The 17021-nt window shown below is 48.0% G+C and carries 24 protein-coding genes and 1 tRNA gene; 11 read left to right on the forward strand and 14 right to left on the reverse strand.

All coding sequences use genetic code 11. The annotated features are described in order from the left end of the window. Positions 1 to 14: 14 nt before the first annotated feature. Positions 15 to 1157 carry a DUF373 family protein gene (locus tag L0665_RS01250; RefSeq protein ID WP_274923910.1) on the forward strand — a complete coding sequence of 381 codons (1143 nt, stop codon included), beginning with the start codon at positions 15 to 17 and terminating at the stop codon, positions 1155 to 1157. Between the two features lie 145 nt (positions 1158 to 1302). Here the strand turns inward: L0665_RS01250 and L0665_RS01255 are convergent, their stop codons facing one another. The 9 genes from L0665_RS01255 to L0665_RS01295 form a co-directional block, all read right to left on the reverse strand. Beyond that, positions 1303 to 1506, reverse strand: a complete 204-nt coding sequence (locus tag L0665_RS01255; protein ID WP_274923911.1) for a hypothetical protein — start codon at positions 1504 to 1506, stop codon at positions 1303 to 1305. Between the two features lie 330 nt (positions 1507 to 1836). Beyond that, positions 1837 to 2292, reverse strand: coding sequence for a hypothetical protein (locus tag L0665_RS01260; protein WP_274923912.1), 456 nt, complete (start codon positions 2290 to 2292; stop codon positions 1837 to 1839). A 64-nt stretch (positions 2293 to 2356) separates the two neighbouring features. After that, positions 2357 to 2629, reverse strand: coding sequence for a DNA-binding protein Alba (gene albA / locus L0665_RS01265; protein WP_274923913.1), 273 nt, complete (start codon positions 2627 to 2629; stop codon positions 2357 to 2359). A gap of 12 nt (positions 2630 to 2641) precedes the next feature. Continuing rightward, on the reverse strand, positions 2642 to 3658 hold the full coding sequence (asd, locus tag L0665_RS01270; RefSeq protein WP_274923914.1) for an aspartate-semialdehyde dehydrogenase: 1017 nt from the start codon (positions 3656 to 3658) through the stop codon (positions 2642 to 2644). Between the two features lie 43 nt (positions 3659 to 3701). Continuing rightward, positions 3702 to 3875 carry an indolepyruvate ferredoxin oxidoreductase subunit alpha gene (locus L0665_RS01275; protein WP_274923915.1) on the reverse strand — a complete coding sequence of 58 codons (174 nt, stop codon included), beginning with the start codon at positions 3873 to 3875 and terminating at the stop codon, positions 3702 to 3704. Between the two features lie 65 nt (positions 3876 to 3940). After that, complete coding sequence (gene dapB, locus L0665_RS01280) at positions 3941 to 4699, reverse strand: 4-hydroxy-tetrahydrodipicolinate reductase (protein ID WP_274923916.1); 759 nt, start codon at positions 4697 to 4699, stop codon at positions 3941 to 3943. After that, positions 4692 to 5567: a 4-hydroxy-tetrahydrodipicolinate synthase gene (dapA, locus tag L0665_RS01285; RefSeq protein WP_274923917.1), complete on the reverse strand. Its 876-nt coding sequence runs from the start codon at positions 5565 to 5567 to the stop codon at positions 4692 to 4694. The genes dapB and dapA overlap by 8 nt, the downstream gene beginning before the upstream one ends. Before the next feature lie 7 nt (positions 5568 to 5574). Further along, positions 5575 to 5766, reverse strand: a complete 192-nt coding sequence (locus L0665_RS01290; protein ID WP_274923918.1) for a 30S ribosomal protein S17e — start codon at positions 5764 to 5766, stop codon at positions 5575 to 5577. Positions 5767 to 5778: 12 nt separating this feature from the next. Beyond that, the gene (locus L0665_RS01295) at positions 5779 to 6291 is read right to left on the reverse strand and encodes a thiamine-phosphate synthase family protein (RefSeq protein WP_274923919.1); all 513 of its coding nucleotides are present in this window, start codon (positions 6289 to 6291) and stop codon (positions 5779 to 5781) included. Between the two features lie 265 nt (positions 6292 to 6556). On the opposite strand from L0665_RS01295, the gene L0665_RS01300 reads away from it, so the two are divergent. After that, on the forward strand, positions 6557 to 6733 hold the full coding sequence (locus L0665_RS01300) for a hypothetical protein (protein ID WP_274923920.1): 177 nt from the start codon (positions 6557 to 6559) through the stop codon (positions 6731 to 6733). Here the strand turns inward: L0665_RS01300 and L0665_RS01305 are convergent. After that, on the reverse strand, positions 6730 to 7734 hold the full coding sequence (locus L0665_RS01305) for a DNA primase large subunit PriL (protein ID WP_274923921.1): 1005 nt from the start codon (positions 7732 to 7734) through the stop codon (positions 6730 to 6732). The genes L0665_RS01300 and L0665_RS01305 overlap by 4 nt on opposite strands. Beyond that, positions 7734 to 8477 carry a DNA polymerase sliding clamp gene (locus tag L0665_RS01310; RefSeq protein ID WP_274923922.1) on the reverse strand — a complete coding sequence of 248 codons (744 nt, stop codon included), beginning with the start codon at positions 8475 to 8477 and terminating at the stop codon, positions 7734 to 7736. The genes L0665_RS01305 and L0665_RS01310 overlap by 1 nt, the downstream gene beginning before the upstream one ends. 101 nt (positions 8478 to 8578) lie before the next feature. On the opposite strand from L0665_RS01310, the gene L0665_RS01315 reads away from it, so the two are divergent. The 7 genes from L0665_RS01315 (at position 8579) to L0665_RS01345 (ending at position 13901) form a co-directional block, all read left to right on the forward strand. After that, the gene (locus L0665_RS01315) at positions 8579 to 9268 is read left to right on the forward strand and encodes an RlmE family RNA methyltransferase (protein ID WP_274923923.1); all 690 of its coding nucleotides are present in this window, start codon (positions 8579 to 8581) and stop codon (positions 9266 to 9268) included. Continuing rightward, positions 9252 to 10133 carry a GTP 3',8-cyclase MoaA gene (gene moaA / locus L0665_RS01320; protein WP_274923924.1) on the forward strand — a complete coding sequence of 294 codons (882 nt, stop codon included), beginning with the start codon at positions 9252 to 9254 and terminating at the stop codon, positions 10131 to 10133. Before L0665_RS01315 ends, moaA begins: the two co-directional genes overlap by 17 nt. 217 nt (positions 10134 to 10350) lie before the next feature. Then, a complete protein-coding gene (locus L0665_RS01325; protein WP_274923925.1) occupies positions 10351 to 10851 on the forward strand; it encodes a hypothetical protein in 501 nt (166 codons plus the stop codon). Positions 10852 to 11054: 203 nt separating this feature from the next. Next, positions 11055 to 11276, forward strand: a complete 222-nt coding sequence (locus L0665_RS01330) for a type II toxin-antitoxin system HicB family antitoxin (RefSeq protein ID WP_274923926.1) — start codon at positions 11055 to 11057, stop codon at positions 11274 to 11276. Next, positions 11273 to 11494, forward strand: coding sequence for a type II toxin-antitoxin system HicA family toxin (locus L0665_RS01335; RefSeq protein WP_274923927.1), 222 nt, complete (start codon positions 11273 to 11275; stop codon positions 11492 to 11494). Before L0665_RS01330 ends, L0665_RS01335 begins: the two co-directional genes overlap by 4 nt. Positions 11495 to 12046: 552 nt before the next feature. Beyond that, complete coding sequence (locus L0665_RS01340) at positions 12047 to 13303, forward strand: M20 family metallopeptidase (protein WP_274923928.1); 1257 nt, start codon at positions 12047 to 12049, stop codon at positions 13301 to 13303. 301 nt (positions 13304 to 13604) lie between these two features. Continuing rightward, complete coding sequence (locus tag L0665_RS01345; protein WP_274923929.1) at positions 13605 to 13901, forward strand: type II toxin-antitoxin system RelE/ParE family toxin; 297 nt, start codon at positions 13605 to 13607, stop codon at positions 13899 to 13901. Positions 13902 to 14176: 275 nt separating this feature from the next. Here L0665_RS01345 and L0665_RS01350 read toward each other — a convergent pair whose 3' ends face one another. The 3 genes from L0665_RS01350 to L0665_RS01360 all read right to left on the reverse strand — a co-directional run bounded on the left by L0665_RS01350 (position 14177) and on the right by L0665_RS01360 (position 14926). After that, the gene (locus L0665_RS01350) at positions 14177 to 14362 is read right to left on the reverse strand and encodes a DUF7557 family protein (RefSeq protein ID WP_274923930.1); all 186 of its coding nucleotides are present in this window, start codon (positions 14360 to 14362) and stop codon (positions 14177 to 14179) included. 178 nt (positions 14363 to 14540) lie between these two features. Then, the gene (locus tag L0665_RS01355) at positions 14541 to 14753 is read right to left on the reverse strand and encodes a type II toxin-antitoxin system HicB family antitoxin (RefSeq protein ID WP_274923931.1); all 213 of its coding nucleotides are present in this window, start codon (positions 14751 to 14753) and stop codon (positions 14541 to 14543) included. Beyond that, a complete protein-coding gene (locus L0665_RS01360) occupies positions 14753 to 14926 on the reverse strand; it encodes a type II toxin-antitoxin system HicA family toxin (RefSeq protein ID WP_274923932.1) in 174 nt (57 codons plus the stop codon). The genes L0665_RS01355 and L0665_RS01360 overlap by 1 nt, the downstream gene beginning before the upstream one ends. Before the next feature lie 611 nt (positions 14927 to 15537). Between L0665_RS01360 and L0665_RS01365 the strand changes: the two genes are divergently transcribed. Then, a complete protein-coding gene (locus L0665_RS01365; RefSeq protein ID WP_274923933.1) occupies positions 15538 to 16185 on the forward strand; it encodes a hypothetical protein in 648 nt (215 codons plus the stop codon). A gap of 693 nt (positions 16186 to 16878) precedes the next feature. Further along, a tRNA-Arg gene (locus L0665_RS01370) sits at positions 16879 to 16950 on the forward strand. Positions 16951 to 17021: the final 71 nt, after the last annotated feature.

Here is a 17021-nt window from a genome sequence, read left to right on the forward strand (position 1 = left end):
ACTTCTAAGTATATATGTCAGGTAACCGGACGCTCATTCTCTGTGTTGACAGAGATGATGATATCGGCTTTAAGGCTGGGATCCAGAGCCCGGTTACAGGGAGGGACGAGTGTCTCAACACCGCCACCCGCCTGGGGTTGGAAGACCCGGAGGATTCTGATGTTAATGCCATTTTTCAGGGAGTTAAAATCTACGATGAGCGTTGCCGGAAAGGCGAAGACGTCCGCATCGCAGTGATTGCCGGCAACCACTACAACTTGATTGACGGTGACCGCAAGATTGCCGAAGACCTGAGAAAAATAGTCTGGGAGATGGAAGTCACCGAATGTATTCTCGTCACCGACGGTGCAGAGGATGAGTATATCCTCCCGGTTATTCAGTCCCGGGTGTCAGTCTCCAGCGTCCAGCGGGTGATTGTCAACCAGATGCCAAACCTTGAGGGCACCTATTATATCATCAAAAAGCTCCTTGACGATCCAAAACATGCTCAGTCAATTCTGTTGCCCATCGGACTTGTAATGCTCATCTTTGCCATCGGGAGTCTTTTGGGGAGTACTGAGGTCGCAGTATTTATTGTGGTCGGTGTGCTGGGTATCTATCTCCTCTTTAAGGGACTGGGAATTGACGAGTACTTCAGTTTAGCCCTGCATGGATTACAGGAATCATTTATTGGCGGCAGGATATCATTTGTGTGTTACATCACCTCAATATTCATCAGTATCCTGGGGATTGTCATGGGACTTTCAAGTTTCCTCACGTGGTATACCGCAGATGCGGGAGTGCTCTTTTATATCCTCACCTTTGTCTACGGTGCTGTCGGTTACATCACCGCTGCCTTCCTGATTGCCCTTCTTGGTAAAATACTGGATGTGATTCAGAATGAACCACGAATACTGGGGCGTACGATCACGCTGCCGTTCTTTGTAATGGGTCTCGGACTCATTGCCTACGGGGCATCAGTCTATGTCATCTCCCTCTCCACTACCATTGACTTCCCGATTGATGGTGTGGACGGGATACGCACCATGATGTTTACCACCATCGGCGGCCTGATACTGGCGTTTGTGGGTGTCTACATCCAGAAGGTGCTGCAGAAGATGGATAAGTACGCACCGGAAATCAAAGAAAAAAACGGAAAACGCTTTAGCCGGCATTAATACCTTTTTGGCTCTTCGCTGTTTTCTGTGGGTATCCATTTAACCAAATCGAAAAGCAAGGGAGGGGTGCCCCCTCCCTGCAAGTATCCCACCTGCTCCCGTTTTTGTTCAGAGAATATGACATTAATGGGATATTTCATCCGGATCAGAAACCATACCGGGACTTAAAGGGGTATGTGCCTGTCAAAAAGAATTTTCCTCCCCTTGTTTTTTCTGTGTTTTTGGTAACTGTTGTGAATACTAAAGTTCTGTTTCCGTTCTTAACCAAAGGAGAATTTCCCGGATATTCACCCTCACTGATTAGCGAAGATCTACCTTTTTTAACATATTCTGCCCGCCCGATACGCATTCACGTTTTAGCCATTCGCTGAAAAAAAAAATAGTTCAGGCATAAAAACTCATTATTCTCATACCGGTTATTCTCCACATTTTCCCTTTCGTCCGCCTGTTTTTTTCTCATGGAATACACGAAAAACCATCATAAAAGGAACATGAGGAATGCCTGCCCATTCACTCTGATTACGGGAAGAGATAAACATACAAAAAAAGCGACGCATGTGTTGTTTCTGCGAACGTTTTGTCTATTTTTTTTTACCGATACCGTGCACACTTCGATTGACATTCTGCAGTCGGAAAAAAATACCTTCACTGCAATTTTTTAACAGAGAAAAAAACAGATTTATTGGTTGCCCTTTGTGCCGAAGTAGCCCATCCCCTGGACGGACTGTGTCGCATTATAGGTACGGTCCACCTGGGGAGAGACGAGCGCCACTCCAGGCATTTCAATCCCGAACATATGGGCAGGGAACCAGTATGAACCCTCGCCATAGTCCTGAGAAACATCACTGACAAGAATCGTTGCGTGATCCATTTCAATTGTCTGATACCGGGCATCCGGATACCCGGTTATAACACCCAGTTTATGTTTCAGATCAGACTTTCCGAGAAGATGAACCAGGAGCACAATGCCCTCATCAATGGAATAATTGAGATCAATAACCGCATCTTCATCATTCAGATGAATAACACAGTCCTCGACCGTAATGTAACTGTACTGATTCGATTCCGCAGCACCTGCCGGTATGATCACCATAAGGAGCATACAACAACAGAGCATCACCGGCACCAGTTTCATATTACCTATAATCTGTCAGAGAAAGTAATAGCCTTTATGGTCACGGAAAAAAAGAGAAGAATATCTATCCCTGTCTGAGAAGAATCTCAATACTCGAGACATTCGTCTGCCCGCTTTCGGTGTCGATGACTTCAGTGGATGTAATAATCTCCTGTTTTGTGACATTATCCAGAAACTTGTTCAGTGAAATTTCTGCAGTATCAACGGCCCGCGATATGGCCTTCCCCCGTGCCTTTATCGAGACCTCTTCCGCACCATTGTTGAACTGAGTAATGACTGCCAGTACATAGTTCATCACTGGTTTGTTTCCGACGAATACTGTGTTATCCTTATTCATTTGCTGTTCACCTCATACGTACTTCTTTGAGACGATGAGCTCTGCATTTAAGACAGAGGCACCCGCAGCACCCCGTATGGTGTTATGTCCCATTGCAACATACCGCAGGCCCTCACGCATTCTTCCGACAGATACCGTCATCCCCCCACCACGATTCCTGTCCAACCGCGGTTGCGGCCGGTTGGGTTCGTCGGTATAATGGACGGATTCGGACGGAAGGTGAGGAAGCCCCGATATAGGCGGAGTGTACGTCCGGTAAGCTTCAATGACATCTGCTACCGGCGCCTTGGTATCTGCCCAGACAGCCATCGTATGCCCGTCAATGACCGGCACACGGTGACAACTTGCTGATACCTGGAATGGTGCATTCCTGACTTCTGCCCCATCGAATGACCCCATGATCTTCAGTGGCTCATTCTCCATCTTCTCTTCTTCTGACCCGATGTACGGAACAACATTGTCATAAATTTCCATTGCGGGAATCCCCTGGAACCCGGCGCCGGAAATTGCCTGCATCGTTGCTACCGTGAGATTTGAAAACCCAAACGGCATGAGCGGTGCAAGGGAGAGACAGAGCACAATTGTTGAACAATTCGGATTGGCAACAATGAAGCCGTCTGTTCCTTTGTCACGCTGCACGTCGATGAGTCCAAGATGATCAGGATTCACCTCAGGGACGACAAGAGGCACATTACAGTCCATCCGGTGAGAAGATGCATTACTGCAGACACCAACACCCGCAGCAGCAATATCTGTCTCAAGAGTGGTTGCAATATCTGCAGGAAGTGCAGAGAATACAATATCCAGATCTGACACTGCCGACACATTCGTCGGTTCCACAACAAGACTCCCAACATCTTCCGGGAACGGGACATCAAGGCGCCAGTTAACAACGTCCTGATACCGCTTTCCTGCACTGCGATCCGACGCAGTAAGAGTTGTGAGTCTGAACCACGGGTGGTTGGCAAGAAGCTGTACAAACCTCTGGCCAACGGCACCCGTAGCTCCGAGAACACCTACATTAATCATAGATATTTTATAATATTGCTGAATGAAGTATAAAAGGTTTGGTTTACTCCATGCGGATGGCTTCAGCCGGGCACTCATCCACACAGGATTCACAGTCAATACAGAGATCTGCGTCAACGGACGCAATTCCGTCTTTCATTTCAATTGCTGCTGCGGGACAGATGTCAACACATGTTTCACACCCTGTACATTTGTCTTTATCTACTACTGCTACCATTGATAATCCTCTCTATCCTCATTATCTGAAAAGCCATAAAAAGAGTTCGATTGGTTTTGGGTATATCAGAGACCAAGGACATCGTCCATTGTGTAGATACCCGGAGCCTTTCCGGTGACAAAACGGGCCGCCCGGATGACACCATGGGCAAAGACCGCACGATCATAAGCACGGTGGGAAAGCTCTATTGTCTCGTTGTTTGCTGCAAAAAGAACCGTATGGTCACCGACAATGTCACCGCCACGAATGACGTGCACCCCAATTTCATCTTTTCGCTCGGTCATTCCCTCTCTTCCATACATGCATTCTGTCTTGCCCGTCTCCTCCCCGATGATCTCAAGGATGGTCCGTGCAGTACCTGATGGCGCATCTTTCTTGTAGCGGTGGTGAGCCTCTGTCACCTCGATGTCATAGTCCCCCAGACGCTGCGCGGCCTCCCGGACGAGTCTCCAGAAGATGTTCATGCCGACACTGTAATTGCTGGAGATGACCGCAGGGACTGAGCCTTCGATTGCTTCGTCGATGCGTGAGCGTTGTTCCGGGGAAAAACCGGTTGTGCCGACGACAAGTGCGACACCTGCCGCAGCGCCTGCAACGATATTTTCGACTGCCGCATGGGCAATCGTGAAGTCAATGAGGACGTCAGGTTTTATTTCCTGCAAAAATGTGTTTATTTCTGTTGACGGATACACCGGCTGCCCCAGAAGGGTGCCTTCCCTGATGTCAACACCGCCCGCAAACGTGAGATCATCTGCATCATTGATGAGATTTGCAATGGTGGTGCCCATGCGTCCGAGTGCACCACAGATAGCTATCCTAGTCATAGCGGGACAGCACCTCCTTCAGGTATGCTTCTGCAGTCTCTGTCATGCAGTCCAGAGGCAGACGCAGAGGACCTGCTGCCATGCCACGCATGCCAACCGCCCGCTTGACGGGGATTGGGTTTGTGTCAATGAAAAGAGCACGTATCAGAGGAGATAGTTCGTAATGCATATCCTGTGCGCCGGCATAGTCCCCTGCACGGAAGCGGTCATAGAGGGCTACAAACCGCGCAGGTTCAATGTTTGCCGTGACGGTAATCACGCCGGCACCGCCGAGTGCAAGAACAGGGAGCGTCATTGCATCATCGCCGGAGAAAACCGAGAAGTCTTTATCACGGGTATCTTCGATAATCTGTGAGATCTGAGTAATGTCACCACTTGCCTCTTTGACACCGACAATGTCGGGATGTGCGGCCAGTTCAGTGATTAAGTCAGGTGCAAGGTTCTGGCCCGTACGAGAAGGAACATTATAGATGATGACCGGGACGCCTACGTCTGCAATCTTTGTATAATGCTTAATAAGACCGGAACGGTTTGGTTTGTTGTAATACGGAGAGAGAACAAGAACCGCATCTGCGCCCTGATCATATGCAGATTTGGTAAAACGCAGAGCTTCTGCGGTATTATTCGAACCAGTACCGGCAATAACCGGCACCCTGCCATTTACAGCATCAATTGTCTCTCCAATGACAATCTCATGCTCTTCAAATGTCAGGGTTGCTGACTCACCGGTTGAACCACAGGGCACAACCCCATGTACTCCGTTTTCAATCAGATACTCAACGTTCGCGCGAAGACCGGATAGGTCAAGGCCCGCATCGGGAGTATCTTCAAACGGAGTGATAAGTGCAGGATAAACACCCTCAAACATAGAAGGATTATATTTCTGTCCTTCTATTTACCTTTCTCGTGATGTAGCCTGCTACACGGTTCCTGATGCGTTTGCTGTCGATAATTGCAACTTCAGAAACAGCAAGCTTGTTTTCATCAAAGTTCCCGGTGAATTTTTTGCCGTGCTTTACGATCAATTCCTGTGCCAATGATTTAATGTAAGATGGTTTAACTCCCATTCAGATACTCCTCTATAAACTGGTATAACTAATGCAACCCGAGAGCATAATAATATTGCGTGCTATATTTGCAGGATTTTCAGCGATAATCCAGAGGATGAGATCTTTTTTGTCCGTTTTCTGCCCATAGATGGCATCCGGCACACCGTCCCTGCAGCATGACTCCACTCCCCAGTCCATGGTGCCGGTACCGGGCGGAGCATCGGGGTAGGGAGCTCCATCCAGAGCAAGGTCATCTGTTATGCACCGGAGGATTTCTGTTGTGCATCGTACGGCCGCTGCTGACCGGAGGCAGCCTTCGTGCCGGATAATGGTGAGGAGGAGCCGCGCCACACCGGCGTCTGTGCCAAAGCGGACATGAGCGGAGGTATTGTCCACAGCACAGACGTCGTTTGGGGTGGTGGCCCCGTGAAGGGCATAGCCCATCCGGATGCCTCCTTCCGGGACTAACCGCGGGTCTGCCTCTGCTGCAATGATAGCTGCTGCCTCCTGCAGGGCTTGCGCCACATCTTCCCGGGTCTGCATGAGATATATGTCTACGGCGCACGGGGTAAAAATGGTCGGGTCTTTGTGATCCCCTTATATTGGAAATTCACAGGCCTAACCCAAAGGCAAGGGAGGGTGCTCCTCCCTGCCAGACCCTCCCAAAACTGGATGAGTCGCAGGGGGGAGGGGCAAGCCTTCCCCCTTGCTCCGGGTTGGCAGGCGCAGACGATTCGGAAATACTGAAAGTCTGTGAAGCATCACGGGAAGGGATAGACATTTACGTCACAACAGGGAATATATCTGAATGAATCGCGTCGTCCTTGACAGTGCTACAGCCATCGCCAGCCTCATTGTGCTGATTGCAGCAGTTGTTATTCTGCCCGCTGTGCTTCCGACATCATACGCATATATCGCGGCAATCATCCTTTTTGTCGCCAGCATGAGCGCCGGCGGCTTTTACATCGGCAAACAGACCATCTAGGTCTTTTTGCCTGCAACTTTTTTCCGATACTTGTAGTAACTCAGCGGATGCGCCGTATTTTTGCAGAATTTATCCGGGTTGACACAGAGACCATAGGTCTTCAGCGTGGCGCACCCGGGAGGGGTGTACTCCGTCCCACCAGACCCGGATATGTGTTCTACCTGATACATGGTGCGTGAGACGTCAAAGTCTGGCGCGCGGGAAAACACTTCGACGATGGCAGTCTCATCAAGACCTATCGTATGCATGAATGCGGTCAGGGTAAACCGTGCGGTATGCGGGATATTGGTTCCGTCAGTAACAGCGGCAATGATGGCCCGGATGCAGGGCGGGAAGCAGTCTTCACTCACTTCTCCATACTGCTCAAGGATCATCTCCTGATAAGAGTGGGAGACATCTTCTGCGTACGTCCTGAGACGGACCGCAATGGGGCCGGGGACGGAAAGCGGGAGCTGCAGGCGTATTACCTGGCGAATTTTTTCCCTGAGGAGGACAGCGTAATCGTCCTGCGGGCATAATACCCGGCCGTTTTTGACATCGCGGTTGACAAGGCGCCACCGGGGTTCACGCATGCGTGAGACAAGGTCCACATACTGCTTCACGGTCATATCAGGCGACGAGGTGTCAAGGTCCACTGCCCGTGCGACATAGAGAACGACCTCCGGGTCTTCTGCTTTCAGATAATAGGCAGAACGCCCTGCTTCATACCGGGCGAGTTTGTCCAGCACCGATGAGTCGTCCATGCATGAGGCAAGCATGCGTGCGATGCCGTAGGCATAGATCTCGTCATCCGGACGGGTGATTTCAGTATTGGTTTCATCAAAGGTAACCGGGCGCAGTGATGCCTTCACACGATCACCTGCCAGTTTCATCAGGTCTTCCCCTTTCCCGGAATGACTGCGAATAAGAGAATCAATTGAGATGCCGGAGCTCTGGACGTATGCCTTCGCTCCTGCTAAAAATGGATATTTTGCTAGGTCTCGTATCTCGAGCCTTCGCATCAATCTGCCTCAATGCGGGGAGCAAGGAGGAAATCAACATGCCCATGACCATCTGCGAAGTCAAAGGACACCCTGACTGGGTGGTCGTTTCCAATCTGCACTTCAACAACATCTGCACGGGCCATCACTTTGCCCATGTCACGGAGGTAGTCAAGTGAGAAGAGTGACCGCACGTCTGAGGGTTCGAGTGATATGAGAATATCGGAACCGCGCTCAAGACGGATGTGATCTGAGTCGCCTTCTGCTTCCATGTAGAAGATGCCTGATGCTGCGTCCACACCCAGTGCAATCTTGTCTGAGATGACAGAGGCTGCCTTGATGCCGTCGTTAATTGCCGCACCGGAGATCCGTATTTTTGCCGGCAAATCGATGTTCGGCAACTGGGGATCTTTTCGGATGGTGTTGCCATCGAGGAGGGTGACCGAATACTGGTACCCGGAGAAGACCATCTCCATTTTATTCCCACCTTCGGGGAGTTCAAGGGTTAATTCGTCTCCTTTTCCCATCATCCCGATGATGCTTTTCATCTTTGCTATATCAATTCCCAAGTCACACTCTGTCGCAACAAAGGACGAAAACGCCTCTTTGCTGAGGTCGAGTGAGATCATGGCAACATTCGCAGTGTCAACTGCGCGCGTCTTCAGTCCGTCTTCCCCGATATGCATTCGGCACTCGGTCACGAGTGCTGCGATGACATCTATTGTCTCCCTGAAGGTATCTGTATCAATTGCTGCTTTTAACATTATTATCCCTTTACAAAGTCTATTATAAGTTATACCGGCATAATTTTTATTAATATGTAGGTTTTTGCATGATAAAAACGTCATGCAGAGGATTTTAGATTATGGGTTCACAGTGGGGAAGAGACAGTTATTACCGAAAGGCGCGTGCTGAAGGATACCGATCCCGTGCGGCCTACAAGTTACTCGACATACAGGAACGGTTCCACGTCATCCGTGATAATGACAATGTGATTGATCTTGGGTGCGCCCCAGGGAGCTGGCTCCAGGTGCTCCATGAGCTCACTGAAGGGCAGGTCATTGGAATCGATTTGAACCCGGTGCCATCACTTCATGGCGTCATCTCATTAGCAGGGGATTTCACCACGAAGGTTATGCACGAGAAGGTGCGGTCGATTATGAGTGGAGCCGATATAAGTGAGGCCAATGTCATCGTCTGTGATGCATCACCAAATCTTTCCGGGAACAAGAGTTACGATCAGTCCCGTTCAATCGGGCTCTCTGAGGAGGCTTGTGATTTTGTATATGAATTTTTAAAACCCGGTGGCAATTTTGTGGTAAAAACCTTCCATGGGGACATGTTTCCCGAAATTCTGGAAAGAATGCGCGAGAATTTCTTTGGCGTGAAGGTGTATCGATCGAAGGCAGCACGAAAAGGAAGCACTGAAGTATACATAATCGGAAAGAAATTCAAGGGACGCCGGAATTCAGGGGATAAGAATCCAGAGGACAATAGTCTGACCCCAATAAAAGTAATAGGATTCAAAAGGAAATTGCATGATTCTGAAGGATAACTACGGGAGACAGGTCACCAACCTGCGCATTTCACTTACACCGAAATGTAATCTGAACTGCATCTATTGCCACGCAGAAGGCGAAGTTGCACCCAAATCGCTGATGTCGGTTGAAGATATCGGGGAGATTATGCGTGTTGCAAAGCTTTTTGAGATGCGCAGTATCAAACTCACCGGCGGGGAACCGCTGATGAGAACGGATCTTGTTGATATTGTCTCCCTGGTGCCGGAAGGGATGGAGGTATCCATGACCACAAACGGCACGATTCTTGAGCGGGTGGCGCAGGATTTGAAAGATGCCGGGCTCTCCCGGGTAAATATCAGTCTGGATTCACTTCAGCATGACCGCTACAAGGAGGTTGCCGGGAAGGATTGTCTGTCTGATGTTCTGGCAGGGATTGACGCGGCAATTGCAGCAGGGCTGACACCGGTGAAGCTGAATGTGGTCCTGATGGAGGGCATCAATAACGATGAAATTCCCGATTTCATTGAGTTTGCCGCGAAACGTGAGCACATTATTTTGCAGTTTATTGAACTGATGGACGAGTTCAGGAGCTGCCCATATCATATGGAACTGACCGGGCTTGAGGATGAACTGCAGCGTACCGCAAAGACGGTTGTCACCCGGCGGATGCACCACCGGAAGAAGTACTGTCTCGAAGGGGCGGAGATTGAGATTGTCCGGCCGATGCACAATACGGAGTTCTGTGCCTTCTGCAACCGCCTGCGGGTGACTTCAGACGGAGCTTTGAAGCCCTGTCTGATGCGTAACGATAACCATGTCGATATCAGAGGACTGCGGGGTGCAGAGCTTGAAGATGCGTTTAGAGAGGCGGTTTCGATTCGCGAGCCATATTACCACTGACGGGAGAATACTGCAGTACTGCTGGCGTGTAAGAACAGTAGTACTGCCAACATGAGAACTGCAATACTGCTGACGTGAGAATGGTAATATACTGCCAACATGAGAACTGCAATACTGTTATCATGAGAATTACAGTAATACGGACGGTAAAATCAGATTACTATGGAAGGTTAGTCTCTTCCAAATGCTTATTTCAGGTGTAACACCACCTGATACTATGATTGAAAAAAACGAATATATCCCTGTTCTTCAGAAACTCTACGACAAATCACTGATTCTGCAGTCACCGAATGATTTTGAACCGGTGTTCTGGTTTTATTTTAAGGACGCAATCGCCCATCTTGACTTTACGCTCTGTATCCAGGGATACAACATCCAGTCCATGAGAAATATCATGAGTATGGAGTACATGAGGTGGCGCATCGGTGAGGAGAGAAAAGAAGAGAATGAGAAATTCCCTGCCTTTATCAACTGGCTGAAGGCAAACCACCGCGAGACGTTTGACACTCTCCCCACTCTCTGGAGGGCTATTTATGACACCGAGAATCAGGCTTCCTACCGCTCGTTCCGGATTGCGATGGACCCTGCGGCACTGAAACCACTGCCCGCCAGTTTCTTCACAAATTGTGTTGATGAGTTCTTTGACAAGGGATTTTTAAAGAGTCTGTATACTGAGGCATCCCTTAGCCGCCTGTATCAGGAGTTTATCGGGGAGTAAAAGGGGCCTTCCGGCCCTTCGTTGTGAGATGAATCTCATCACGAGGGTTAACCCATCAGGGAATTGTCGGATCGGATGCTGCAACAATCCCCATACAAATAATGAATCATCTTTTTTTCCCGGAACATTATCCTCCATTCATTTATATACAATAAATCGCAAGACTGTAGTATTCAATCAAGAGACAAAGGACCGGATAAACCATGATTCAGTTTAGAATATTGCTTGAAAAAGATGAGGATGGATGGTTTACTGCAACTGTCCCTTCCCTTCCGGGATGTATCTCCCAGGGGAGAACAGAAGAAGAGGCAAAGAAAAACATCGCAGAAGCAATCGAACTGCACTTAAAGTCTCTTGCAGAAGAAGGAATCCCATTAAGGCCTGAAAACGGAATGACAGAAACCTTTGTTGCAGTGAATGTATGAGCGCGAAGCTTCCGGTCATATCCGGACAACAATTGATTAAGGCATTTTCAAAAGATGGATACTTCATACATGACCAGAAGGGAAGCCATATACATCTTCGTCATCCAGCAAAAAGGCCGCTTACCGTTCCGGATCATCATGAAATATCACGAGGAACACTTCGGGCAATACTCCGGGAAGCCGGATTGACTACAGATGAATTTATGGAGTTGCTGTAATTCCGACCATCTCCAATAGAAGAGATGAAATAAGGTGCAATTTTCTCTGGAATCACTGCCCAAAAACACCGACGGAACAGGAGAGCTGCTCACCAACCCCTCTCCGGTATGACTCATCACACATGGGGGAGGTTCGGCAGGGAGGGGGCACCCCTCCCTTACTGTTCATGCAATATTCCCAACAGAAATTATTCTCACACCAATTCTTCCAAAAACAATTATTCATTTACAATTTTTCGTGAATTGCGGTGTTAAAGCAAAACAAAAACTGAATAAAAACAGAACAGGAGAAGTACTTCCCAAGTCCTCTCCCGTATGACTCATCACACATGGGAGTGGGTCGGCAGGGAGGGGACACCCCTCCCTTGCTGTTCATACTACAAAACAGAGGGATATCCAGAGTTCAGATCTGAGATTCAAAGTGCTGAAATGCAAAGAAGAGTCAAAATATGCATCACAAACCTTTGAACCCAAAATTCTTTAATGATCATTCGTACAGAGGTGTAATTTATCCCGGAGTACGGGATAGTAATGTATTAAGGAGTATAGAAGATGGATGTCGCACGGGTCTGTTCTGATCTTGTCCGGATAAATACGGAAAACCCACCGGGGCGAACGGATGTGGCGGTGGAGTATGTCGCAGACATTCTTGAGAGTCTGGGATATCTCCCCCGCATCTCCCGGAATCCGGGGGGCCACTGGAATGTCTGTGCAGGCCCACGTGATTCTGAACTTCTTTTCTGCGGCCACCTGGATGTGGTGCCGGCAGGGGTTGACGGGTGGACACATGACCCCTTCTCCGGCGTGATTGAGGACGGTTTTGTCTGGGGCCGTGGTTCAACGGATATGAAGGGCGGGTGTGCAGCAGTTCTTGCAGCGCTGGAGAGAGTGCTGGATGAGCCGGATGAACAGTCCGGGTCTGGTAAAGAGACTGGGCCAGGTGGGCTGAGTATGCCGGATGAACGCAGCCGGTCTGATAAACGGAGCAGGTGTGATGAACTGCCAATATCTGTTGCCTTCGTCTGTGACGAGGAGAACGGCCGGGTGGACGGGGTCCAGTATCTGCTGCAGGAAAAAGCAATCATTCCGTGCGATTGTCTCGTGGCAGAGCCAACGCCCTGCCTAAACCCATCGGTGGGCCAGAAAGGGCTCTGCCGGTTCCAGGCGACCTTCCAGGGGACACCGGGACATGGCTCCCTCTATCCGTTTGCCGGTGTCAACGCAATTGTGAAAGCTTCCTCATTTATTCAGCGAATAATGAAGGTTACCGAAAAGGAGTATGCCCCGGAAGAGATGATGAGCGAACTGATAGGAAATTCCGAGGATGCAATTGCACAGATATTCCCGGACGCCGATGTGGCCCGTCTTCTCACCCGTATCACCTGCAATCCGGGAGTTATCACCGGCGGCGAGGGGACAAATATCGTTGCCGAGGAGTGCATGGTCGCTCTGGATATGCGCCTGCCGTGGGGATGCTCACCTGATGCAGTGCTTGCGGCAGTAGCAAATGACATCTTCTCCCCGGAAATCTGTATAGAAAGTTGCGCTGCACCGACCTGCACGTCACCGGATACGGCACTGGTGCAGCGGCTCTCGGCAGCAATTGAGGGTGTGTACAGGAAACCCGCCCGCCCGATTCTCCAGTGGGCAGCAAGTGACGCCCGGTTCCTGCGGGCAGCCGGGTTCCGGGCAGCCGAGTACGGCCCGGGTGAGATTCATCTGCTGCACGCCCAGAACGAACGGGTGAGAGTCAGCCAGCTGGAACACGCGGTTGAGGTGTATGAGTCCCTCATTCGTGCATATGTGTGACGAAATCGGGATAATCGGTTCAGTCCGCCCAGAGCATCTCACAATAGAATGGATAAAACGAGCCCTCAATAGAGAGATACATTTATTCATATTGATTGGATATATTCTGCTACATACAGGTATGACTTATGCCGTCAGTTAAAGAAAAAATGACAGAGATAATTCATTCACAGCCTGATGATTCATCGTTTGAAGAGATTCTGCGTGAGTTATTATTCGAACGCATGATTGAAAGAGGACTCAATGATTCACAGGCTGGAAGGGTAATCTCCAACGAGGATATGAAAACCCGGATCCATTCATGGCAGAAATAAATTGGACAGAAGAGGCCATAGAATGGCTTCAGGATATCCATGATTATATTGCAGAGAACAATCCGGTAGCTGCAAACAATATAATAAATGATCTCTATAACAAGGTTCAGATGCTCGAAGAATATCCAAAGCTGGGTTATTGTTACAGAATCATATCAACAGGGGAGATTCGCATATTACTATATGGCCATTACAGAATAGGCTATTTAATCAAAAATAATGGCTCGATTGATATATTAGGAATTTTCCATGATGCAATGGGGATAGATAATTATCTAAGCTAGACAATTCTCCACATTTCTGACCCCGGCACATTCTATCTTCTGTTCCTTTCACCATAACCAAAGGAACAAGGGGGGACGCCTGCCCATCCCTCCTGTATATGACAAATCAGGGAGGGGGGACTCCCTCATTTGCTGTTCATCCTATGTGGGACGGATTAGAGAAAATCGGTCTGTATGGAGAATATACGCTATATATTTAACAGGAGACACGCTCACCTACCCCTCTTATGACCCAAAAATCGATTTATAGCCATAAAAAAATAGTGAATGCTTTTTCAAACCTTTTCCAGATCTAAAGGAATGAATTCTTCATTCTCCAAAATATCATTCAGTTCAGCATCCAGCATCTTTGTGCAGTAATAGATTATGAGCCGATTTACGATATCGCTATACGATTCTCCTTTCCTACCGATTTTTTTAAGATCCTGTTTAATATCATCATGAACGGTTATGGTTGCCATAAATAATTTCTATGAAATAATTTATTGCATTAAACATATCTCCCATCCAGCATCTCAATCCTGAGAAAAGAAGGACCAAATCATGCAATGGTGATCATCAACAGCCTCGATGAGTCCTTATGAATATCCTACACAACGTATGTGACTACCAGGGCAAGAATCGCCCATTCACTCCTCTCTACCGGACCGCAACATAGATGGCTGAAGAACGGGATAACGGAACAGGACATCCATCCTCTCTAAGACCCTCGATATGGAGTTCAATAGCTTCATGCATTCGCTCTTCCGCCTCCTCACGGGTTGCTCCGGTAGCCACACATCCCGGAAGATCCGGGGAGTACGCAGAATAGTTGCCGTCAGTCTTCTCTACAATTACTAAAAATCGATTCATCACTCATCCCTTCCTTTAAGTCTAGCCTGCTTCAGGATACTGTTCAACGTTCCCGGAGCCAGAACATCCGCCGGATGTCCGGAAATGGTTATTCTGCCCGGCTTTGCCAGATGTTTATACTGCCGGTGACTGCCCCGGGTAACCACGAGGTACCACCCATCTGCTTCGATCATCTTACGCAGTCTTTCACGTTCATTCTTCTCTTTCCTGACACTTCCGGATTATTATAATTGGATAATTAAATCATCAGAAATCCGATGACACGGGTATCATCTTACAGAGATATTCACTCCACATATGTCACTTTGAATACCGATCCATATTTATTGATCGCATGTAGTGAATTATTCAGTAAGACGAATGCGTCATGTACTAAAAAAAATATTTCTCCCTCATTTTTTTCTCCCTATTTCGTTGTCCGGATTCCGTCCTTTAATTTATATTTTTTTGTTACAATATTAGCTAAAAGCAGAACAGGAAGAATCCAAACACATTCACCCCCTATATGTTTGGCATATCGCACCTGAGAGAAGAGCGGCAGGGAGGGGGGCACCTCCCCTTGCTGTTCATCAAACAGGACGTGTTTGAGAAAAAGAGAAGAATAAAATAAGAACAGAAAAAAGGGAGATAAAAAGTGGGAAGAGTATCCAAGCGTATCAAAACAGCCAAATCTTCCATTCCGGGTAATTACATCCCGATTCTGATGTTCAATCATTTTCCCGGATGAAACCGATAGGAGAGAACACCCATACATTAAATAATTTTTATCGCAATAAGGCTAATAATGAACAGACAGGTGCTACTCTTAGCGGCCGTTCTTTCTATCATCCTCGTTCTTGCATGTGCAGGGTGTTCAGAACTTCCGGTGGATGGACGCGTGATTGGTTCAGAAGGGGGGGATGGGGCAGCGGCGACCCCGACAGCAACGCCGAACTGGGTGCAGGTGGCCACACCCATCAGAACCCAGGAACCAACGGTGACTGCGTCGCCGACCGAAACACCATCACAAATTGAAGTGCCGGGGTATGCCGAGATATATTCAAACAAGGTATATTTGCTCTATGACGTAATGGCGCTCAACTACGATCTGAAAGTTCCTGCGATGATAATCGATCTTGACATTCATCCGGATATGTACACCAATACTAAGCGGATATACAGCGATTTTGGAACCAAAGATCTGATCACCATCAAAGAGTTCTATCCTGATCCGCACGCTGACCTCATCATCACCATCATCGACCGTGATACCGGCGACGTGGTTGAGGAAAATGACTTTGCACAGTTCACAAAGGAGAATGAAAGGCACACCATAACCCTGCGATACCCCGGGAACTACCAGCTGGAGATCACAGGAAACAATGTAGAAGTGGGCATCACCATATCAGTCCCCGAAGCAAACCTCGTGGACAATGATAATCCATTCTCATGAGCTGAGAGAGAGAGAAGAGGAAAGAAAAAAGGGAAAATAGTTACAAATTACTAGAAAGTAAGAGAGAGGAATAATGAAAAAACGAGACGTGGAAAGAGGATAGGATAATCCAGATAACCGGGGTTGAAAATGGGGGAAATCTTCCGGTTATTTTTTGTCTCTTCTTTTTTTGTTTGTATTTTTTTTGATTCACATCGTTTTCGTATCGTTTTCGTATCGTTTTCGATTTGCATCTTATTTTTAAGATTGATGACAATTTCTGATCGATGTCATAATTTCTGAACACTGCTGTAACTTTAGATCAGTATCCCACATTCAGATTCACATCAAAAATTCTGATCCACATCAAAAATGCTGATTTCAACTTCTTGAAAGAATTCGAAACCATGAACAAATTCACAGACACGCAGGTGAATACACGAGTAAATACTACGCCCCACTCCTTTCTCTTCTGCTTCACCTCCCTGAATCCCAACAATTCTGCGCCCTTGTGCAATTCACTACACCAAAAACCAATCCAATCTGCAAATATCCCCTATAATTTCAGAAAAATGCACAAAATCCTGCAAAATTCCACACAAATTCCATAAAATCCCCCCTCACCTCATCCAACCGCAGGACCAAATCGAAAGCCTTTATACTCAGAACTACGTATCTTAGTAAGCACCTCGCTAAGACGGAAGTGCGATACCGGTCCCGGTAGGGTAGTGGATATCCTAGAAGCTTGCGGAGCTTTTGACCCGGGTTCAAGTCCCGGCCGGGGCGTCGTTTTTCGGGGATTTTTCCCCGTTTTATTTTTTTCTGATTGTTTTGACAATTATCTGACCATTTGTTTT

The sequence above is a fragment of the Methanogenium marinum genome, from assembly GCF_028912405.1.
In the GTDB taxonomy this organism is placed as follows: domain Archaea; phylum Halobacteriota; class Methanomicrobia; order Methanomicrobiales; family Methanomicrobiaceae; genus Methanogenium; species Methanogenium marinum.

What these genes read in the sequence shown, in the direction of transcription:
- dapB (WP_274923916.1), bottom strand. Translation starts at nt 4,699, where the DNA reads ATGACTAGGATAGCTATCTGTGGTGCACTCGGACGCATGGGCACCACC.
- L0665_RS01255 (WP_274923911.1), bottom strand. Translation starts at nt 1,506, where the DNA reads ATGCGTATCGGGCGGGCAGAATATGTTAAAAAAGGTAGATCTTCGCTA.
- moaA (WP_274923924.1), top strand. Translation starts at nt 9,252, where the DNA reads ATGATTCTGAAGGATAACTACGGGAGACAGGTCACCAACCTGCGCATT.
- L0665_RS01345 (WP_274923929.1), top strand. Translation starts at nt 13,605, where the DNA reads ATGGCAGAAATAAATTGGACAGAAGAGGCCATAGAATGGCTTCAGGAT.
- albA (WP_274923913.1), bottom strand. Translation starts at nt 2,629, where the DNA reads ATGAATAAGGATAACACAGTATTCGTCGGAAACAAACCAGTGATGAAC.
- dapA (WP_274923917.1), bottom strand. Translation starts at nt 5,567, where the DNA reads ATGTTTGAGGGTGTTTATCCTGCACTTATCACTCCGTTTGAAGATACT.
- L0665_RS01330 (WP_274923926.1), top strand. Translation starts at nt 11,055, where the DNA reads ATGATTCAGTTTAGAATATTGCTTGAAAAAGATGAGGATGGATGGTTT.
- L0665_RS01335 (WP_274923927.1), top strand. Translation starts at nt 11,273, where the DNA reads ATGAGCGCGAAGCTTCCGGTCATATCCGGACAACAATTGATTAAGGCA.
- L0665_RS01365 (WP_274923933.1), top strand. Translation starts at nt 15,538, where the DNA reads ATGAACAGACAGGTGCTACTCTTAGCGGCCGTTCTTTCTATCATCCTC.
- asd (WP_274923914.1), bottom strand. Translation starts at nt 3,658, where the DNA reads ATGATTAATGTAGGTGTTCTCGGAGCTACGGGTGCCGTTGGCCAGAGG.
- L0665_RS01305 (WP_274923921.1), bottom strand. Translation starts at nt 7,734, where the DNA reads ATGCGAAGGCTCGAGATACGAGACCTAGCAAAATATCCATTTTTAGCA.
- L0665_RS01300 (WP_274923920.1), top strand. Translation starts at nt 6,557, where the DNA reads ATGAATCGCGTCGTCCTTGACAGTGCTACAGCCATCGCCAGCCTCATT.
- L0665_RS01325 (WP_274923925.1), top strand. Translation starts at nt 10,351, where the DNA reads ATGATTGAAAAAAACGAATATATCCCTGTTCTTCAGAAACTCTACGAC.
- L0665_RS01290 (WP_274923918.1), bottom strand. Translation starts at nt 5,766, where the DNA reads ATGGGAGTTAAACCATCTTACATTAAATCATTGGCACAGGAATTGATC.
- L0665_RS01355 (WP_274923931.1), bottom strand. Translation starts at nt 14,753, where the DNA reads ATGAATCGATTTTTAGTAATTGTAGAGAAGACTGACGGCAACTATTCT.
- L0665_RS01275 (WP_274923915.1), bottom strand. Translation starts at nt 3,875, where the DNA reads ATGGTAGCAGTAGTAGATAAAGACAAATGTACAGGGTGTGAAACATGT.
- L0665_RS01315 (WP_274923923.1), top strand. Translation starts at nt 8,579, where the DNA reads ATGGGTTCACAGTGGGGAAGAGACAGTTATTACCGAAAGGCGCGTGCT.
- L0665_RS01360 (WP_274923932.1), bottom strand. Translation starts at nt 14,926, where the DNA reads ATGATCGAAGCAGATGGGTGGTACCTCGTGGTTACCCGGGGCAGTCAC.
- L0665_RS01250 (WP_274923910.1), top strand. Translation starts at nt 15, where the DNA reads ATGTCAGGTAACCGGACGCTCATTCTCTGTGTTGACAGAGATGATGAT.
- L0665_RS01350 (WP_274923930.1), bottom strand. Translation starts at nt 14,362, where the DNA reads ATGGCAACCATAACCGTTCATGATGATATTAAACAGGATCTTAAAAAA.
- L0665_RS01310 (WP_274923922.1), bottom strand. Translation starts at nt 8,477, where the DNA reads ATGTTAAAAGCAGCAATTGATACAGATACCTTCAGGGAGACAATAGAT.
- L0665_RS01260 (WP_274923912.1), bottom strand. Translation starts at nt 2,292, where the DNA reads ATGAAACTGGTGCCGGTGATGCTCTGTTGTTGTATGCTCCTTATGGTG.
- L0665_RS01295 (WP_274923919.1), bottom strand. Translation starts at nt 6,291, where the DNA reads ATGCAGACCCGGGAAGATGTGGCGCAAGCCCTGCAGGAGGCAGCAGCT.
- L0665_RS01340 (WP_274923928.1), top strand. Translation starts at nt 12,047, where the DNA reads ATGGATGTCGCACGGGTCTGTTCTGATCTTGTCCGGATAAATACGGAA.